At 48.2% G+C, this 16,661-nt stretch carries 16 protein-coding genes; 10 read left to right on the plus strand and 6 right to left on the minus strand.

The features are described from left to right. Positions 1–151 precede the first annotated feature (151 nt). The 6 genes from BW931_RS08180 to BW931_RS08205 all read right to left on the minus strand — a co-directional run bounded on the left by BW931_RS08180 (position 152) and on the right by BW931_RS08205 (position 3,581). Positions 152–1,264 carry an MBL fold metallo-hydrolase gene (locus BW931_RS08180; protein ID WP_407690202.1) on the minus strand — a complete coding sequence of 371 codons (1,113 nt, stop codon included), beginning with the start codon at positions 1,262–1,264 and terminating at the stop codon, positions 152–154. A gap of 53 nt (positions 1,265–1,317) precedes the next feature. Further along, positions 1,318–1,872, minus strand: a complete 555-nt coding sequence (locus BW931_RS08185; protein WP_008589209.1) for a sulfurtransferase TusA family protein — start codon at positions 1,870–1,872, stop codon at positions 1,318–1,320. 18 nt (positions 1,873–1,890) lie between these two features. Beyond that, positions 1,891–2,178 carry a rhodanese-like domain-containing protein gene (locus tag BW931_RS08190; protein WP_076571463.1) on the minus strand — a complete coding sequence of 96 codons (288 nt, stop codon included), beginning with the start codon at positions 2,176–2,178 and terminating at the stop codon, positions 1,891–1,893. Between the two features lie 19 nt (positions 2,179–2,197). Next, positions 2,198–2,683 carry a DsrE/DsrF/DrsH-like family protein gene (locus tag BW931_RS08195; RefSeq protein ID WP_008589213.1) on the minus strand — a complete coding sequence of 162 codons (486 nt, stop codon included), beginning with the start codon at positions 2,681–2,683 and terminating at the stop codon, positions 2,198–2,200. A 48-nt stretch (positions 2,684–2,731) separates the two neighbouring features. Then, positions 2,732–2,989 carry a metal-sensitive transcriptional regulator gene (locus BW931_RS08200; RefSeq protein WP_008589216.1) on the minus strand — a complete coding sequence of 86 codons (258 nt, stop codon included), beginning with the start codon at positions 2,987–2,989 and terminating at the stop codon, positions 2,732–2,734. A gap of 208 nt (positions 2,990–3,197) precedes the next feature. Further along, positions 3,198–3,581 carry a DUF302 domain-containing protein gene (locus BW931_RS08205; RefSeq protein ID WP_076571465.1) on the minus strand — a complete coding sequence of 128 codons (384 nt, stop codon included), beginning with the start codon at positions 3,579–3,581 and terminating at the stop codon, positions 3,198–3,200. Positions 3,582–3,713: 132 nt separating this feature from the next. Here BW931_RS08205 and BW931_RS08210 point away from each other — a divergent pair, with 132 nt between their 5' ends. The 10 genes from BW931_RS08210 to BW931_RS08255 all read left to right on the plus strand — a co-directional run bounded on the left by BW931_RS08210 (position 3,714) and on the right by BW931_RS08255 (position 16,509). After that, positions 3,714–4,313 carry a hypothetical protein gene (locus BW931_RS08210; protein ID WP_076571467.1) on the plus strand — a complete coding sequence of 200 codons (600 nt, stop codon included), beginning with the start codon at positions 3,714–3,716 and terminating at the stop codon, positions 4,311–4,313. After that, positions 4,298–5,062: a cytochrome c biogenesis CcdA family protein gene (locus tag BW931_RS08215; protein ID WP_076571469.1), complete on the plus strand. Its 765-nt coding sequence runs from the start codon at positions 4,298–4,300 to the stop codon at positions 5,060–5,062. The genes BW931_RS08210 and BW931_RS08215 overlap by 16 nt, the downstream gene beginning before the upstream one ends. Beyond that, the gene (locus tag BW931_RS08220; protein WP_076571471.1) at positions 5,062–5,634 is read left to right on the plus strand and encodes a redoxin domain-containing protein; all 573 of its coding nucleotides are present in this window, start codon (positions 5,062–5,064) and stop codon (positions 5,632–5,634) included. Before BW931_RS08215 ends, BW931_RS08220 begins: the two co-directional genes overlap by 1 nt. An 80-nt stretch (positions 5,635–5,714) precedes the next feature. Further along, a complete protein-coding gene (locus BW931_RS08225) occupies positions 5,715–7,124 on the plus strand; it encodes an MBL fold metallo-hydrolase (RefSeq protein ID WP_076571473.1) in 1,410 nt (469 codons plus the stop codon). Positions 7,125–7,244: 120 nt separating this feature from the next. Then, on the plus strand, positions 7,245–8,000 hold the full coding sequence (locus BW931_RS08230; protein WP_076571476.1) for a Cof-type HAD-IIB family hydrolase: 756 nt from the start codon (positions 7,245–7,247) through the stop codon (positions 7,998–8,000). 92 nt (positions 8,001–8,092) lie between these two features. Continuing rightward, positions 8,093–10,480, plus strand: coding sequence for a peptide-methionine (R)-S-oxide reductase MsrB (gene msrB, locus BW931_RS13625; RefSeq protein ID WP_076571478.1), 2,388 nt, complete (start codon positions 8,093–8,095; stop codon positions 10,478–10,480). 136 nt (positions 10,481–10,616) lie between these two features. Beyond that, positions 10,617–11,600 carry a Gfo/Idh/MocA family protein gene (locus tag BW931_RS08240; protein ID WP_084193887.1) on the plus strand — a complete coding sequence of 328 codons (984 nt, stop codon included), beginning with the start codon at positions 10,617–10,619 and terminating at the stop codon, positions 11,598–11,600. Positions 11,601–11,618: 18 nt separating this feature from the next. Next, the gene (locus tag BW931_RS08245; RefSeq protein WP_076571796.1) at positions 11,619–13,328 is read left to right on the plus strand and encodes an ABC transporter ATP-binding protein; all 1,710 of its coding nucleotides are present in this window, start codon (positions 11,619–11,621) and stop codon (positions 13,326–13,328) included. Continuing rightward, entirely contained in the window at positions 13,328–15,112 is a 1,785-nt protein-coding gene (locus BW931_RS08250; protein ID WP_076571482.1) for an ABC transporter ATP-binding protein, read from the plus strand. The genes BW931_RS08245 and BW931_RS08250 overlap by 1 nt, the downstream gene beginning before the upstream one ends. Positions 15,113–15,216: 104 nt before the next feature. Then, positions 15,217–16,509, plus strand: a complete 1,293-nt coding sequence (locus BW931_RS08255; RefSeq protein ID WP_008589240.1) for a lysine N(6)-hydroxylase/L-ornithine N(5)-oxygenase family protein — start codon at positions 15,217–15,219, stop codon at positions 16,507–16,509. The last annotated feature ends 152 nt before the right edge of the window (positions 16,510–16,661 follow it).

Here is a 16,661-nt window from a genome sequence, read left to right on the forward strand (position 1 = left end):
TTTTGGTCGACTCAATCATAACGGATGTACCATGGCTTTTTCTATACCCAAAATGGGGATAGATCGTTGTTGCATTTCATTTTACAATTAAGCAACATCCTCCTTGAATAATATAATGAAAGTTTGTTCTTGCTTCTGCTGCTGTCCGCTTTTAACGGACGGCGCAGCGGTTTGGACCGATTTCCATTTCGCGTTTTCTTTCACTGTCCGGTGCAACCTGTCCCATATTCGTTTCGCGGATTTCCTGATAGGCATTCGGTTGCGGTGGCAGATTTTCCGTGACAGTCTTTCTGAACTCGGCTTCATCTTCAATGTTCAACCCGTGGTTCTCTTTGTAAAGAACCGAGAGTTTTTCCTGAACAGAACCATCGTCGTTCAATTCATCTGTAGCCGTGTAGTGGGCCGGAAGAACGATGAGGTTGTCAGAGAGTTCCCTGTATCTTTCGTAAAGGGTGGTACGGAGATCCTGTACCCAGTCTTCCGCTTTCCCGGCAAGATCCGGACGTCCGATAGAGGCAATGAACAGGATATCCCCTGTCAGTAAATACTGCCCGTCGATGACGAAAGAAGTGGAGCCTATGGTGTGCCCCGGGGAATATAGCGCCTGGATATCAATGTCTGTTTCTCCTACCCTGATGGTATTCCCGTCTTCCAGAGGTTTATAATCGAACGTTACACCTTCTGCGTCTTTCGGAGGCAGCCAGTACGTACCGCCTGACTCTTCGGCAAGAGCACGACCTCCGGAAATGTGATCAGCGTGCAGGTGGGTGTCCATCGTATGGTTGATGGTAACTCCTTTTTCTTTGGCGAAATCCGTATAAATATCAGTCATGCGGTTGGCATCGATCACCGCAGCTTCTTCTCCTGAAAGAACCATATAGGAAAGGCATCCTTTACCGAGACGAACGAACTGATACAGTTCACCGCCATTCGCCAGGTCGCTTATTTTCACGGGTGCCAGGTGTTCACTCCATGCTTTCATACCGCCTTCAAGATAGGACACTTCCAGACCTTCATCAGCAAGCATTTCTCCTACCATAACCGAAGACCCCTCTTTGGCACACACGACAAGGATGTTCTTATCTTTTGGGAGATCGTCCATGATTTCCTCAACCCCGTCGATCAGGTCGAAGTAGGGAACGTTCATATATTCGAAGTTTACCCCTTCTACTTTCCAGTCTTCGAACGCATCTTCGTTCCGTACGTCCAGAATAAACAATTCTTCTTTATTTACTGCTTTCCTTGCCAGTTCAGATGGTTTCATTGGTTGTAGTGACAATTACATAACCCCCTGTGGTTTATTTCTGTATTATATCTTCAGGATTTTTCCGTCTCTTTTGACCATTCACTCATACCCGGAACTACGTTGTATACTTTGTCATAGCCGTTTTCCGTGAGCTTCTGCGCCGCCATATCACTGCGGTTACCTGTACGGCACACGACATATATTTCTTTAGAGGAATCGATCTCGTTCATACGCTCGTCAAGCTCCCCGAGAGGAATGGAGACAGCTCCCGGGATGTGGCCGAAAGCATATTCTGCTGATTCTCTCACATCCACAACCACTGCATCGTCGTTACGATTTTCAAGTTCTTCGTTTCCTACTGTATTCGGATGGGTTTTTTCCGGTTTCTCCTCATCCGCTTTGCGGACGTAGTGGTAAAGTACACCGTCCGTTTCGTTGGTGCCGAGGTACTGGTGTCCCGACTTATTTGCCCAGGCTTTAAGGTCGGTTGTAGATCCCTGATCTGTAGCCTGTACTTCAAGCACCTGACCTGCCTCGAGATCTTTCATCGTTTTTTTCGTTTTGACGATCGGCATAGGGCACGCAAGCCCTTTAGCGTCTAATTGCATATCAGTTGTAATACTCATAATGATGACCTCCTGTTTTTATTCAGTCTTACCGTCGTAATTCATCATGCCGCCTTCCATATTGGTGACGTCGTACCCCTGGTTTTCAAGGAAACGCGCGGCCTGGGAACTTCTCCCTCCGGAACGGCATACGGTAACGTAAGCTTCTTTTTTATTCAGTTCATTCATCCGGTATTCCAATACCCCGAGAGGGATGTGAATAGCTCCGGGTATTTTTCCTTCGGCTACTTCGTCCGCTTCCCGGACATCTATAACATTTAAATCGCTATACTGCGTTTCTACTTCATGTGCCTGGATTGTTTTCATAACAATACCTCCTAATTGTTTAGATAAACAGGTTGATAGCTCCGTCTTCACCTTCACCGATATAAGCAGCAACGCCGCCGTACTCGATATCATCGAGAAGTTCTTCTTTTCTGAGACCTAAAAGATCCATCGTCATGGTGCAGGCAATCAAATTGATATCCTGTTCCTGAGCCATTTCTATCAAGTCTTCGACGGGCATGGCATTGTGCTTCTTCATAACGTCCTTGATCATTTTCTGACCGAAACCGCCGAAGTTCATTTTGGAGATGCCCATTCGTTTGGCGCCGCGCGGCATCATACGACCGAACATTTTTTCAAGTCTTGATTTGTTCTCAATGAGCATCTTGTCGTCCTTACGGAGGGCGTTCAGTCCCCAGAACGTGTGGAAAATGGTTACATCGTGATCGTAGGCTGCAGCACCGTTTGCGATGATGTAGGCAGCCATTGCCTTATCGTAATCTCCACTGAATAGAATAATGTTGGTTTTTTTGTTTTCGGATGACATGATTATTTCCTCCTTATACCTACAGGGGTATTATTTTATTGAAAAAAATTATCTGCTTTTCACCAGAAGCTGCACTGCTTCGTTGATTGCAACTTCCTGATCTTCCTCGTTTTCTTCCTCTCTGACGCACGCTACAAGATTGGAACTTACGAGTACGCCGATGGAACGGTCGATAGCACTGCGGGAGGCTGAGAGCTGGGTGATAACGTCCTTGCAATCTTTTCCTTCTTCCATCATCTTCAGTACACCCCGAAGCTGACCTTCCAGACGTTTTATTCTGTTTATTTCTTTGTTGCTGTATTCCATCTGTCTTCCCTCCCTTAGCGAGACTGATGCTTATTCTATACCTACTGGGGTATATTGTCAACGAAAAAAATTTGCTGTTTAATGTAAGGTGATTTCTTTTAATCAACTAAGTGCATCTTATACCCCTATAGGTATTTTGTCAACAAGATATGCTTATTTTATTTGAGATCTCCGGAGAAAAAGAAAAACCCCCTTCAGAAGGGAGGTTTTAAGCTGCGTTATCGATGCAGACTTTCAGACGTTCTTCAATATCGGCCGCTACATCTTTAATTTCTTTATCATCGATCATTTCCATAAGGGACGTAGGTTTCGGCATACCGATTTTAATCTGCCCCTGATCGTTGTATACGACCATTTTACATGGGAGAAAGTAGCCTGCGAGGAGATCTTTTTCGAGGATGTGTTTGGCTTCTTTCGGGTTACATACTTCAAGTATCCGGTAATCCGTATCGAAGTCGAGACCTTTTCCCTGAAGCGTCTCTTTCACATCGAAGTTCCATAGTACGCCGAACTGCGCTTCCTGAAGGCTTGCCTGAAGACTTTCTACTGCTTCTTCGAGGTTTTTATCCGTTTCTACTGTATAGTGGAACATGTCATATCACTCCTTTTTGTAGTATTTCTCAAATAAGTGTACCCTCGCAGGTATATAAATAAACACGTGAAGTTCATTCATTATTCACAAAAGGAAAAGAGTATTATGGTATAAAGGAGAGGGAGGGAGATTATGTTTGTGCCTCCATATTTAATTATAAGATTGACTGCTTTACTGGTAAGCGCAGGTGTGTTCCGGTTTGCACGGACAGGTATGGAGGGGAAAAAAGAGGTCTTTTCAAAGGGAACGACCCTGCTGACTACGTTTTTCCTCGTGTTTTTCAGCAGTAAACTGGTTACCACCTTTCCTATGGTACTTGATTACCCGGTGACGGTATTGAGTTATCCGAGCGGTACGCTTGAGTTCTACATAGCGTCGGTCGCCGCGGCTATTCATGCTTTCCGGCTGAAGTTGAGCAAGGACGAACTGTACGGAATGACTGTTCTTCTTTCGGGTTCGTTTTTCTTCTACTATATTGGAAGTATAATAATTATGGAAGATAACGTATTACATGAACTCGTTATATGGTTTATTATCTATGCGGGAAGTCTTTTATGGAAGAATTACTGGTCAGCCCTGTTTGGAAGTGTGATGCTTGCTGCGGGTGCTGTCAGTCTGATCGTCCCGGTACTTGACGTTATGGGAGTGCCGGTGGACGCCGGGTATTATTTTGTAATCGCTGCCGGCGTGTTCATTATGGGCAGGGGGGTATTTAAATGGAAGCGGACGTAACGTTTTGGCTGGCTTTCGGGGCAGGCGTTTTATCTTTTCTTTCGCCGTGCACGCTGCCGATTTTTCCGGCCTATTTATCATATATTACAGGTATGAGTGTGAAAGATATACAGGATCAGAACAATCCTCAAATAAGAAAAAAAGTCCTTCTGCATTCGGTTTTCTTCCTGATCGGGGTGGCAACGGTTTTCCTGAGCCTCGGGTTCGGGGCATCACTTGCCGGACAATGGATGCAGGGAGTGCTGACCGGGGATTCCGGAGTTTTCCTGCAGCGGATCGCCGGCGTTTTCATTATCGTGATGGGGCTGTTTGTAGCAGGATGGATCAATTTCTCCTGGCTGATGCGGGAAAAACGGTTCTCTGTAAAGCCTAAGAGAAGCCTGGGGTATACCGGTTCTGTTTTTACAGGTCTCGGATTTGCAGCCGGATGGACGCCGTGTATCGGCCCGATTTTCGGTTCGATTCTCGTACTTGCAGCCAGTAACCCCACGCAGGGGATGGTTTACAGCGTATTTTACGTACTCGGTTTCGCTTTGCCGTTTCTGATTTTCTCATTCTTCGTTGGTTCTGCAAGAGCGGTAGTGCGCTACAGCCAGATATTCATGAAAGTGGGAGGCAGCCTCATGGTTGTGATGGGGATAATGCTATATACGGGTCAGCTCACGAGAATATCCAATATGCTTCTCCGTATGGTGCAGGACACCTGGCTTTCTAACCTGGGTACAATTATATTCAGGGGGATATTGTAGTGAAGAAATGGATTGTAATTGCAGTCGTTGTAGTATTGTTCGGATGGGCTCTTTACGACCTTCTATATGAACCGGAAGAGACGGCGACACAGGAAAGTGGAGATACAGTGATGACAGCCGAAGGACCGGGTGGCCAGAACGATTCTTCAAGTTTTGAAAAGGGGGAACCGGCTCCTGACTTTACGCTTCCGACATTAAGTGGAAAAGAGGTGAGTCTCTCCGACTATCGGGGAACCCCGGTAATTGTGAACTTCTGGGGCACGTGGTGCCCGCCGTGTCGTGCAGAAATGCCGGATATGGAAGAAGTGTACAGCTCCAGGGATGATTTTGAAATACTTGCGGTGAACCTTACGGAAACAGAAGCGACAAGAAATGATGTAAGCCAGTTTGCGGGAGAGTTCGACCTTTCATTTCCTGTATTACTTGATCGCAATTCGGACGTGATGGCTAAATACGAAGTAGGGCCTGTACCGACTTCCGTGTTTATAGATAAGGAAGGGAAAGTCCAGTCTGTGATTCTCGGAGGTATGAACAAAGATTTGATGGAACAGAGGCTCGAAGAAATGAAATAGGTTTAATGATTTTCCGGAACGGATATACCTCTAATATACCCCGTACGGTAGTTAAAAATAACAATAGGAGGTCAATTTCTATGTTACTGAAACATTTTTATGATGATAATCTGGCGCAGGCGTCTTATCTCGTCGGTTGTCAGGCAACCGGTGAGGCAGTAGTCATCGACCCTGCACGCGAGATTGAACCTTATATCAAAGAAGCGAACGAAAACGGTTTGACCATCAACGGTGCCCTTGAAACTCACATCCACGCGGATTTCGTTTCCGGAGGCCGTGAAATGGCAGAGCGTCTCGGAGCTGTACTGTACGTCTCCGATGAAGGAGATGACGACTGGAAGTACGAAAATATCGACCACCTTCCCCATCAGCTTCTGAAAGACGGAGACGAAGTGAAAGTGGGAAACGTCACGATAGGCGTTCTTCATACTCCGGGTCACACACCGGAGAGTCTGTCGTTCACTCTGAAAGACGGAGGAACGGATAACGCCATGGGCGTCTTCACCGGTGATTTCCTCTTTGTCGGCGACGTCGGCCGTCCGGATCTTCTGGATAAAGCTGCAGGGGCTGAAGGTACTGCAGAAAAAGGCGGACAGCAGATGTTTGAATCTCTTCAGAAGTTCAGTGAACTTCCGGGTTACCTTCAAATCTGGCCCGGTCACGGAGCAGGCAGTGCCTGCGGTAAGTCTCTCGGTGCCGTGCCACAGTCCACCCTCGGTTATGAAAAGAAAGAAAACTGGGTGTTCAGTCATACGGACGCCGATGAATTCGTTAAAGAACTGACGGATGGACAGCCGGCGCCTCCGGTATATTTCGCCGAAATGAAGAAGGTGAACAAATCCGGAGCGGAAATCGTACGCGACCTTAATGATCCAAAACGTATCGATAACCCTAAAGAACTTGAAGAAGCGATCGATAACGGTGTCCAGGTTCTTGATACCCGTGACTCCGCCCGTTTTGCGAAGAATCACTTGAAAGGGACATTTAATATCCCGATTAATAAATCCTTCGCCAACTGGGCCGGATGGCTCGTGGATTACGACCGGGATCTTTATATCCTTACCGATGAGAAGGATCACCACGAAGTTCTGACAGCCCTCCGCTCGATTGGAATCGACAATGCCACCCATTATATGGATGCCACTCAGGCAGCCACTATGAGTGACCGTACGGAGCACTACCACAACGTAACTCCGGAAGAGTCGGTATCGATGATCGAGAACGGAGAAGCGAAAGTGCTCGACGTCCGTTCCGAGGAAGAATATGAAGAAGCGCACATTGAAGGTGCCGCTCACATTTATCTCGGAGAATTACCGGATAAGATCGATGAAGTGCCGGCAGACCGGCCGCTCGTTGTTCAGTGCGGCTCCGGCGTGCGCTCGGCTATCGCTGCAAGTGTTCTCCAGGCGAACGGCATCACCGATATCCGTAATATGGATGGGGGTTTCGGTCTATGGAAGAAACAGGTCAATAAACTGATTGAAGCATAATACTGCAAAAAGTCCCCGGACCGGGGACTTTTTTTTGGGTCGCCGGGGAGAAGCTCCGTTCCGGTGGACGAAGGGGTGTGTATGTATTAGAATATAGTCGTAGAGAGGACGTGAATAATAATGGAAGATAATATAAGATTGATTGCTCTGGATATGGATGGAACGCTTTTGAAAAATGAGTTCGAAATATCCGAGGAAAATAAAAGAGCTATAGAGCGGGCGAAAGACGCAGGAATCCACGTTATCGTGAGTACCGGGCGTCCGATAGGTCACTGTCGCAGCCTGGTCCGGTCGCTCGGGGATTCCGAGTACATCGTTACTGTCAACGGCGGGGAAATATACGCCGGAGATTTTAATCTGGTGACACGTGAAGTACTAGGCATGGAAGAAGTGAAGCGGCTGTGGGAAATACAGAAAGAACACGGCGTACGTCTCTGGACTTCCACGGTGGAAGGAGCTTTTGACTCCGATTATAAATTTGAGAAACCGATCGAAGAGTATGAATGGCTGAAAATCGGTCTGGAAGTGCCGGATGAAGACGTCCGGAACGTCATTCTTAAAGAAGTGACGGCCAACCCTGCGCTTGAAGTGACGAATTCGAGTCCTGTAAATATAGAAATCAACCCGGCCGGAGTGAGTAAGGCGGCTGCTCTTCATAAAATCAGCGGATTACTCGGTTTCTCCCTGAACGAAGTGATGGCAGTGGGAGACAGTCTGAATGACCTTGCCATGATTAAAGAAGCGGGGATCGGTGTAGCGATGGGGAACGCTCAGGAAGAAGTGAAACAGGAAGCGGATCTGGTTACGGAAACGAACGTGGAGAACGGAGTGGCCAGCGTTATAAACCGTGTGGTAGATGCAAAAGCGGGAGTTTAATACTCCTGCTTTTTTTTGAAGGAAAATGTACCTTACCTGTCGAATAGATACTATATGAAAGAAATCTGAATTTTTAGATAAGGGGTGGGGAGATGGGACCGACACTAAAGTCGATGTTCGATCAGACAGCAGCTAAATTTCCCGAAAGAGAAGGACTGGTGGATGAACGTATCAATGTAAGGTGGACGTATGGAGAATGGAAGGAAGAAGTGAACAGATTTGCCCATACACTGCAGGATAACGGTATATCAAAAGGGGATGTAGTATCCACTGTTCTTTTTAACACGTCGGAGTTTATGACTGTGTTATTTGCCTGTGCCAGGCTGGGCGCGGTGTTTAATCCGATTAACTTCAGACTGACAGAAAAGGAGATCGCATTTATTCTGGCGGATGCAGAACCGAAAGTGGTTCTGTATGAACGGGCGACGAGTCCTCAGGTTGATCCCGTTCAGGCAGATATGACAGATGTTCAATTCTGGTCCATTGATGAGAAAGACGGGAAAGGGGAGTATCTCTACAGCAAACTCTCTTCCGACGTGACGAATGTGGAAACGGAGCTCGACGAAGACGACACGTATGCAATCATGTACACATCGGGCACGACAGGGAAACCGAAAGGCGTACTTCATACGCACAGGGATATGGTGGATCAGGCGATGGCTATGGCTTTGACCATGCGTCTCACTGCAGCCGATAAAGGCCTGTCCATCGGTCCTATGTTTCACTGTGCCGAACTTCACTGTGCGATTTTCCCGAGAATTCTTGTAGGTGCCGGGAATGCGATTCTGCATCACTACGACCCGAAAGAAACGATAAGGCTGGTGAGGGAAGAAGGAATCACCACGATGTTCGGGGCTCCGACTATGTGGCACATGATGATTCAGGAGGAATTTACGAAAGAGGATATAACTACGCTGCGTCAGGGCCTCTACGGCGGCGCACCCATGCCCCCGTCCCTTACGAGGGAGTTGTATGACGTGCTCGGTATCGGTCTCGTACAGGCTTACGGGATGACGGAAATGGGTCCTGCCATTACGGTACAGATGGAGGATGAACAGATAAAGAAAGCCGGTTCGGCCGGTAAACCCCTGGTGAATCAGGAAGTCCGTATCATCAGATCGGAAGATGAGGAGAGCGGGACCCCCGAAGATATATGCGCCCCGGGCGAGCTTGGTGAAATCATCGTGCGTGGGCCGAGTATGATGAAAGGATATTATAAACGACCGGAAGCGACAGAGCAGTCGATACGGGACGGATGGTATTACTCCGGAGATGTAGGGATGATGGACGAGGAAGGATACCTCTGGGTCCGGGACCGGGTGAAAGATATGATCATTTCCGGGGGAGAGAATATCTACTCCCGGGAAGTGGAAGATGCTCTGAGCGAACACCCGGCTGTCGAAGATGCTGCCGTAGTAGGGGAGCCGGATGCGAAATGGGGAGAACAGGTCGTAGCTTTTATCGTGAAAAAAGAGAAGGTTTCCGCTCAGGAAATCGATGAATTTCTTTTGTCGGGGAATAGGCTTTCCCGGTACAAGCGGCCGAAACGGTACGAGTTTGTTGAAGAGCTGCCGAGAAATGCCAGTGGAAAACTTCAGAAATTCAAATTACGGGAATATGAAGAAGTTTCGGGTAAAGAAACAGGGCATCAGGAAGCCGTTCAGATAACGTACGATCCGGAACAGATCAGTTATGAAGATCTCCTGCAGATTTTCTGGCGTCAAATAAACCCGACAGATGATGGTGGGCAGTTCGTGGATAGGGGAGAGCCTTATTTATCGGCGATTTTTTATCACGATGAAGCACAGCGCCAGGCTGCTGAGTCTTCCCTGATGGAAATGGAAGACTCCGGAAGGTTCGACGGTGAGATCGTGACTTCCGTCGAAGAATATGACACGTTTTATAAAGCGGAGGAGTACCATCAGGATTACTACAAGAAGAATCCGGGCCGTTATGAGCATTACAGAGATAACTCAGGGCGTGATGACTACCTGAAGCAAACGTGGGGAGAAGACCGTAAATACGAAATAAGTAAAACCTCGCCGTTTGCGGTGGAAGATAAAGCATCAGCTGTTTCCGAACTTAGCAGTGTACAATATGAAGTGACTCAGGAAGACGGGACGGAGCCTGCGTATGACAACAAATATCATGACAATGAGAGAGACGGTATATACGTGGACATCGTTTCGGGAGAGCCGCTGTTCAGTTCCAGGGACCAGTACGATTCCGGAACAGGATGGCCGAGTTTCACGAAGCCTCTGGAACTCGCGAATATCACCTATGAAGAAGACACAGGGGTTTTCGGTACAAATGTGGAAGTCCGCAGTAAACAGGCGGATTCCCATCTGGGCCACGTCTTCCAGGACGGTCCTGAGCCACACGGCCTCAGATACTGCATGAATTCGGCGGCTATGAAATTCATACCGGCCGATGAGCTGCCTGGAACAGAGTATGAAGAATATGCAGACGACTTCAAGTAAGAGAGAGACCGTTTCATTACAGACCAAAGACAGGTCATGAAAATCACTTTATACATTCCACCTGAAGAGCGGGGAGAGCACCTCCTGCTCTTCTTTTTGTTATAATGAGGGGAAATCAATGAAGGAGGTTTTTGTTATGCGACTGGGAATCATCGGAACGAATTTTATAACTGATCAACTGCTGGAGGCAGCGACACATCTGGAGGAAGTGCAGACGGCGGCCGTATATTCACGTACGCAGGAGAAAGCGGATGAATTTGCCGGGAAACACGGAATCTCCCTTACATATACTGATCTGGAAGCTTTTGCTGCCAGTGACGAAATTGATGCTGTATACATAGCGAGCCCCAATGCCCTGCATTACAGCCAGGCGGTCCTTTGTATGAGGAACGGGAAACACGTGTTGTGCGAGAAGCCTCTGGCTTCCAATTACCGGGAAGCTGCAGAAATGTTCCGTATAGCCGAGGAAGAAGGTGTTGTTCTTCTGGAGGCGATAAAATCGCTGTTCATGCCAGGATTTGAAGAAATCAGGGAAAATCTTCATAAAATCGGGAAAGTACGACGTTATGTCGGGAATTACTGCAAATTCTCCTCCCGTTATGAAGCCTACAGAAACGGGGAGGTATTGAATGCTTTCAAGAGAGAATTATCAAACGGAGCGCTGATGGACCTTGGCGTATATGGAATTTATCCAATGGTTACGCTATTCGGAACACCTTCTTCCACCAGGGCGACAGGCGTGCTTCTCGAGACAGGCGTAGACGGTGAAGGCACGGCACTTTTTCAATACGATGATATGGAAGGGGTCGTCTCTTTCTCTAAAATCCACAATTCCTACGCCCCGTCGGAGATTCAGGGGGAGGAAGGTTCTATAGTGATACCCGACATTTCCACACCCGAGGGGATGACGATCAGGTACAGAGACGGATCCGTTGAAGAACTGCCGGGTACTTTGTCGAAACCTTCGATGTATGGAGAACTGAAAGCTTTTACGAATATGGTCCAGGAAGGGAACTTGTCTGAATCTTCCGCAGCTGCGCCGGAGCACTCCCTGGAAACGGCCCGCCTGATGGAAGAGGTGAGAAAACAGATAGGAGTCGTATTCCCGGCTGATGCGTGACAGAAATGAGTGGGATATATGAGATTATTACTGCAGTATGTATCTATCTATAAACGGGCGGCTCTGATTGCGATTGCTCTTATGTTCGTAGAGCTGACAGTCGAGCTGTTTCAGCCGTTGATCATGGGTAAGATTATAGACGAAGGGATTTTGCAGGAAGATTATCGGACCGTATTTGTTTGGGGGACGGTGCTGATCGTTCTTTCTCTCCTGGCTTTCTCAGCAGGGATCATCAACTCCTTTTTTGCCGGAAAAGCGAGTCAGGGGACAGGGTATGATCTTCGCAGAGATATATTCAACAAAGTCCAGAAATTCACCGGAGAGAACTTCGATCGGTATTCGACTCCCGATCTTGTGACGAGAATCACGACGGACGTCGTACAGATACAAAACTTTCTTTTTCTGTTTACGAGAATCGGGTTAAGAGCCCCATTATTCATCATTTTTTCATTAGTGATGGCTTTCACGGTACATAGAGGGATGGCTCTCATTCTTCTGCTTGCTGCTCCGGTGCTCGTTGTATTTATGGTGGTCGTCAGTCTGAAAGGGGTGAAGCTGTTTCGCTTCGTGCAGAACAAGCTGGACGGGGTGAACAGAATTATCAGGGAGAACCTGACGGCGATTCGGCTGATCAAAGGGTTCAATCGCACCTCCTATGAAGAAAGCCGTTTCCACGATATCAACACGTCACTCCGCCACACGAATAAACAGGCGCTGTGGCTGATGGAGTTCGCGATGCCGGCCCTTATGCTTATGATGAATACAGTCATACTTATCGTATTGTGGTTCGGGGGCGAGGCCATCTTAGCCGGTACTGCGGAACCGGGAGAACTGGTCGCTATCGTCAATTATGCTACCAGAATGCTCGTAAACTTCTCTATGTTCACGTTTCTGATCATGGTTTTCTCGAGAAGTCAGGCATCTTCCGGCCGTATAGCCCGGGTGCTGACAGAGGGTACTCCCGCCTATCTGGAGGAAACGGATAATTTCAAAACGGAACTCGAAGGAAATATAGAATTCCGTAACGTTTCCGTCCGGCGCGCCGGAGATCCGGTGCTCCATAATATATCCTTTCATATCGATGCCGGGGAGATGATAGGAATCCTCGGGGAAACGGGGTCGGGGAAATCGACGCTTTTGCAACTGATACCCCGACTGCTTGAAAAAGAGGAAGGAACCATTCTTTTTGAAAATGAAGAAGTGGAAAACATCGATATCCACCATCTCAGACACCGGGTCAGTATGGTACCGCAGGAGGTCCACCTCTTCTCCGGAACAATCGGGGAAAACATCCGCTTCGGGAAACCGGAGGCTGCCGAAGAGGAAATTGAGAAGGCGGCACGGCAAGCCCGAATCGATGAATTCATTAAAACGCTTCCTGATGAGTATGATACGAAAATCGGTCAGAAAGGCGTGAATTTTTCCGGAGGACAGAAACAGCGGCTCTCTATCGCCCGGGCACTCGTCCGTAATCCTGCGATTCTTATTCTGGACGACAGTACAAGTGCGCTGGACGCGAACACGGAAGAAGAACTCCTCGACACGCTGCAGTCGGAAAAGCGTACGGTACTTATGACCGCCCAGAAGATCAGTTCGCTTAAACGGGCGGATCGTATTTTCGTTATGCAGGAAGGGCGACTGATCGGGGAAGGGAGTCACGAACGACTGCTGAAAGATAACGATTATTACAGGAGCGTCTATGAGTCACAGAGAGAGGAGGGGAGCTGATGGCTGAAAGGAAACATCCGCACAGTGCTTCTTTTTCGGCACGACCGAAAGTGGATGATATGAAAACGACGATCGGGCGGGTCTGGTCGTATATGATGAAAGAAAAAAGAAGGTTCTACTTCGTCCTCTTTGCGATTCTCATCAGTTCCGCCCTGTCTCTTGCCGGGCCTTATCTGCTCGGAGTGGTCATCGATACTATAATCGGGGCTTCCGACAAAGGAAGAGTATTTACGCTTCTGCTGCTGCTCGGCACTGTTTATATTTTTCAGTCCGTATTCATGTGGATACAGAGCTACTCGATGATCCAGCTTTCCCAGAATACGGTTTATCGCATGCGGGAACACTTATTCAACCATCTCCAGCATCTTCCCGTTTCCTTTTTTCAAAAATATCAGCAGGGAGAGCTGATGAGCCGTCTTACCAATGATATGGAAAACGTGAGTCGTACACTGAACTCGGCTGTCATCCAGCTTGTGACGAGTGCTCTCACCATTTCGGGGACGCTGATCATCATGTTCGTGCTCAGTCCACTGCTCACGCTGCTGACACTGACAGTCGTCCCTCTTATGTACTACGGGATGAAGTGGATTACGAAGCGGACAGGGCCGTATTTCAAAGCCCAGCAGAAGGACCTCGGCGAAGTCAATGGCTACGCCGAGGAGATGTTTTCCGGCCAGCCGGTCATCGCCCTGTTTTCCAAAGAGGCGGACGTGGAGGAGGACTTTGCCGGAAGGAACCGTGCCCTTTATGAATCGGGTTACTGGGCTCAGGTGTACACCGGATTCATTCCGAAACTGATGAATATGCTTAATAACCTGAGCTTCGCCATCATTGTCGGCGGGGGAGCGGTGCTCGCTCTGAACGGGTTCGTGACGGTCGGTCTGATTGTTACGTTTACGACGTACTCAAGACAGTTCACTCGGCCTCTGAATGATCTCGCCAACCAATTCAATATGATCCTTTCTGCCGTTGCAGGGGCTGAAAGAGTGTTCAGCATCATCGATGAGGATGAGGAAAGGATCGATGAAAAGGGGGCGAAGACGGTGGATTCCATAAACGGAGAAGTGGAATTTGAACGCGTCCATTTTTATTACGATGAAGATGAAAAAGCACTGGATGATGTATCGTTTCACGTGAAACCGGGCGATACCGTAGCATTAGTGGGACCGACAGGAGCCGGCAAAACGACGGTAGTCTCATTATTGTCAAGGTTTTATGATGCGACGGAAGGCCGCGTACTCGTGGACGGCGAGGACATGCGCTCCCTGAAGAGGGAGACGCTCAGAGAACATATGGGTCTCGTGCTGCAGGATGCGATTCTTTTTCACACGACCATCCGTGAAAACATCCGGTACGGGCGACTGGAAGCGACGGACGAGGAAGTGGAAGAAGCTGCAAAAGCAGCCAGAGCCGACGGTTTCATCCGCAATTTCCCGGACGGATACGAGACGATGCTCGATTCCGAAGGGAAAGGGGTGAGCCAGGGGCAGCGCCAGTTGTTATCGATTGCCCGCGCTATACTGAAAAATCCTTCCCTGTTTATTCTTGATGAAGCCACGAGCAGTGTCGATACGGTGACGGAAACGAAAATAAACGAAGCATTGCAGACGCTCATGGAAGGGCGCACCAGTTTCGTAATCGCTCACAGACTCAATACGATCCGTAATGCCGATCTTATTCTCGTTATGGAAGAAGGACGTATTGCTGAACGAGGCAGTCACGATGAACTGGTATCTTTCGGCGGGAAGTATGCGGATCTTGTAACTAAACAGGCCACTTCCTGAATAGTTTTCGGAATTTTCGTCCTGTTCTCCTTTTGATGTGATACCATTAACAAAGGAAAACTTCAGAAATACTTGTCTTTTCTGAAAAAAGGGGTCGAAGTTAATTGAAACAAAATAGGGAAGTTTATGACGTCATAGGGGTCGGCATCGGTCCTTTCAACTTAAGTCTAGCCGCTCTCCTTGATACACAGGAGACGAAGGCGCTGTTTTTTGAGCAAAAACCTGAGTTTGCCTGGCATCCGGGTATGCTGATCGAAGGGACGAAACTTCAGGTTCCTTTTCTTGCGGACCTTGTAACGATGGCGGATCCGACGAACCCGCACAGTTTTTTGAATTATATCAGCCAGCAGGGACGGATGTATCAGTTCTATATTTTACAGCGTCTTGATATTCCGCGGAGAGAATATAACGACTATTGTAAATGGGCCTCCGAACGGATCGGGAGTTGCCGGTTCGGGAAACAGGTTACGGCTGTCCATCGTCTGCAGGACGGGCGCCACCAGGTGGATGTGCAGGATGCAAGCACCGGGGAAGTTGAAACTTTTTATACGAAACACGTAGTGCTCGGAACCGGAAGTACGCCCGCTCTCCCGGAGGCGTTCCAGAACATGCCACGGCAGGATGTATTCCATACAGCCGACTTCGAAATGCAGCGGCAGACGTGCCGGGAAGCGGAAAGTGTGACGGTCGTCGGATCGGGACAAAGCGCCGCGGAGGCTTTCCGGGAGCTGCTGAAAGAACAGAGGACGTGCGGTTTCCGCCTGGACTGGATCACCCGTTCTCCGGGTTTTGCCTCTATGGAAGAATCGAAGCTGAATCTTGAGCACTTTTCGCCCGACTATATTGACTATTTCTATCCCCTTCCGCAGGAGAAGAAAGATGAGATTTTTGCCTCGCAGGGACTGTACTACAAAGGGATCAGCGAACATACTATTACGGATATATATAACCTTATGTATGAATATACAGTAGGCAGGGAAAAGATCGATGTTTCCCTGCTGCCTTTGACGAAGGTGACAGGTATAGAGCGGAAGGAAGGCCGGTATGAACTGAGCTGCCATCATTATCAGAAAGAAGAAGGTTATTCACACCGGACCGATAAAGTGATCGTCGCGACAGGATACCAGCCGAACGTCCCTTCTTTTATAAAAGAGCTTTCGGACGTAATTGAGTTTGATGATTACGGCCGTTACAAAGTAACGAAGGACTACAGACTGGTGAACAAAGGAGAAAATGCTTATAACATTTTTGCCAACAGCTGTATTGCCCATACTCACGGCGTCGGGTCCACCAACCTCGGTCTCGCCGTCTTCCGCAGTAAAGTGATCGTCAACCAGCTGCTTGGTAAAGAGGTGTACCCGGTGCAGGACTCCTATGTGTTCCAGTCCTTCGAGTAAAGCTGTGAAAAACTGAATAGCAACCACTGAACCGGACGTCGATGTCCGGTTTTTTGTTGTATAAAGAAGTGGCGGTAGAGTTGTAATGGTTTTGATACGTGTATATTTTTTCTCTTCCCTTCGGACAGGAAGAACCGGGTGGAAAGAAAGGT

This window comes from Salimicrobium salexigens (assembly GCF_900156705.1).
GTDB classification, from domain to species: domain Bacteria; phylum Bacillota; class Bacilli; order Bacillales; family Halobacillaceae; genus Salimicrobium; species Salimicrobium album.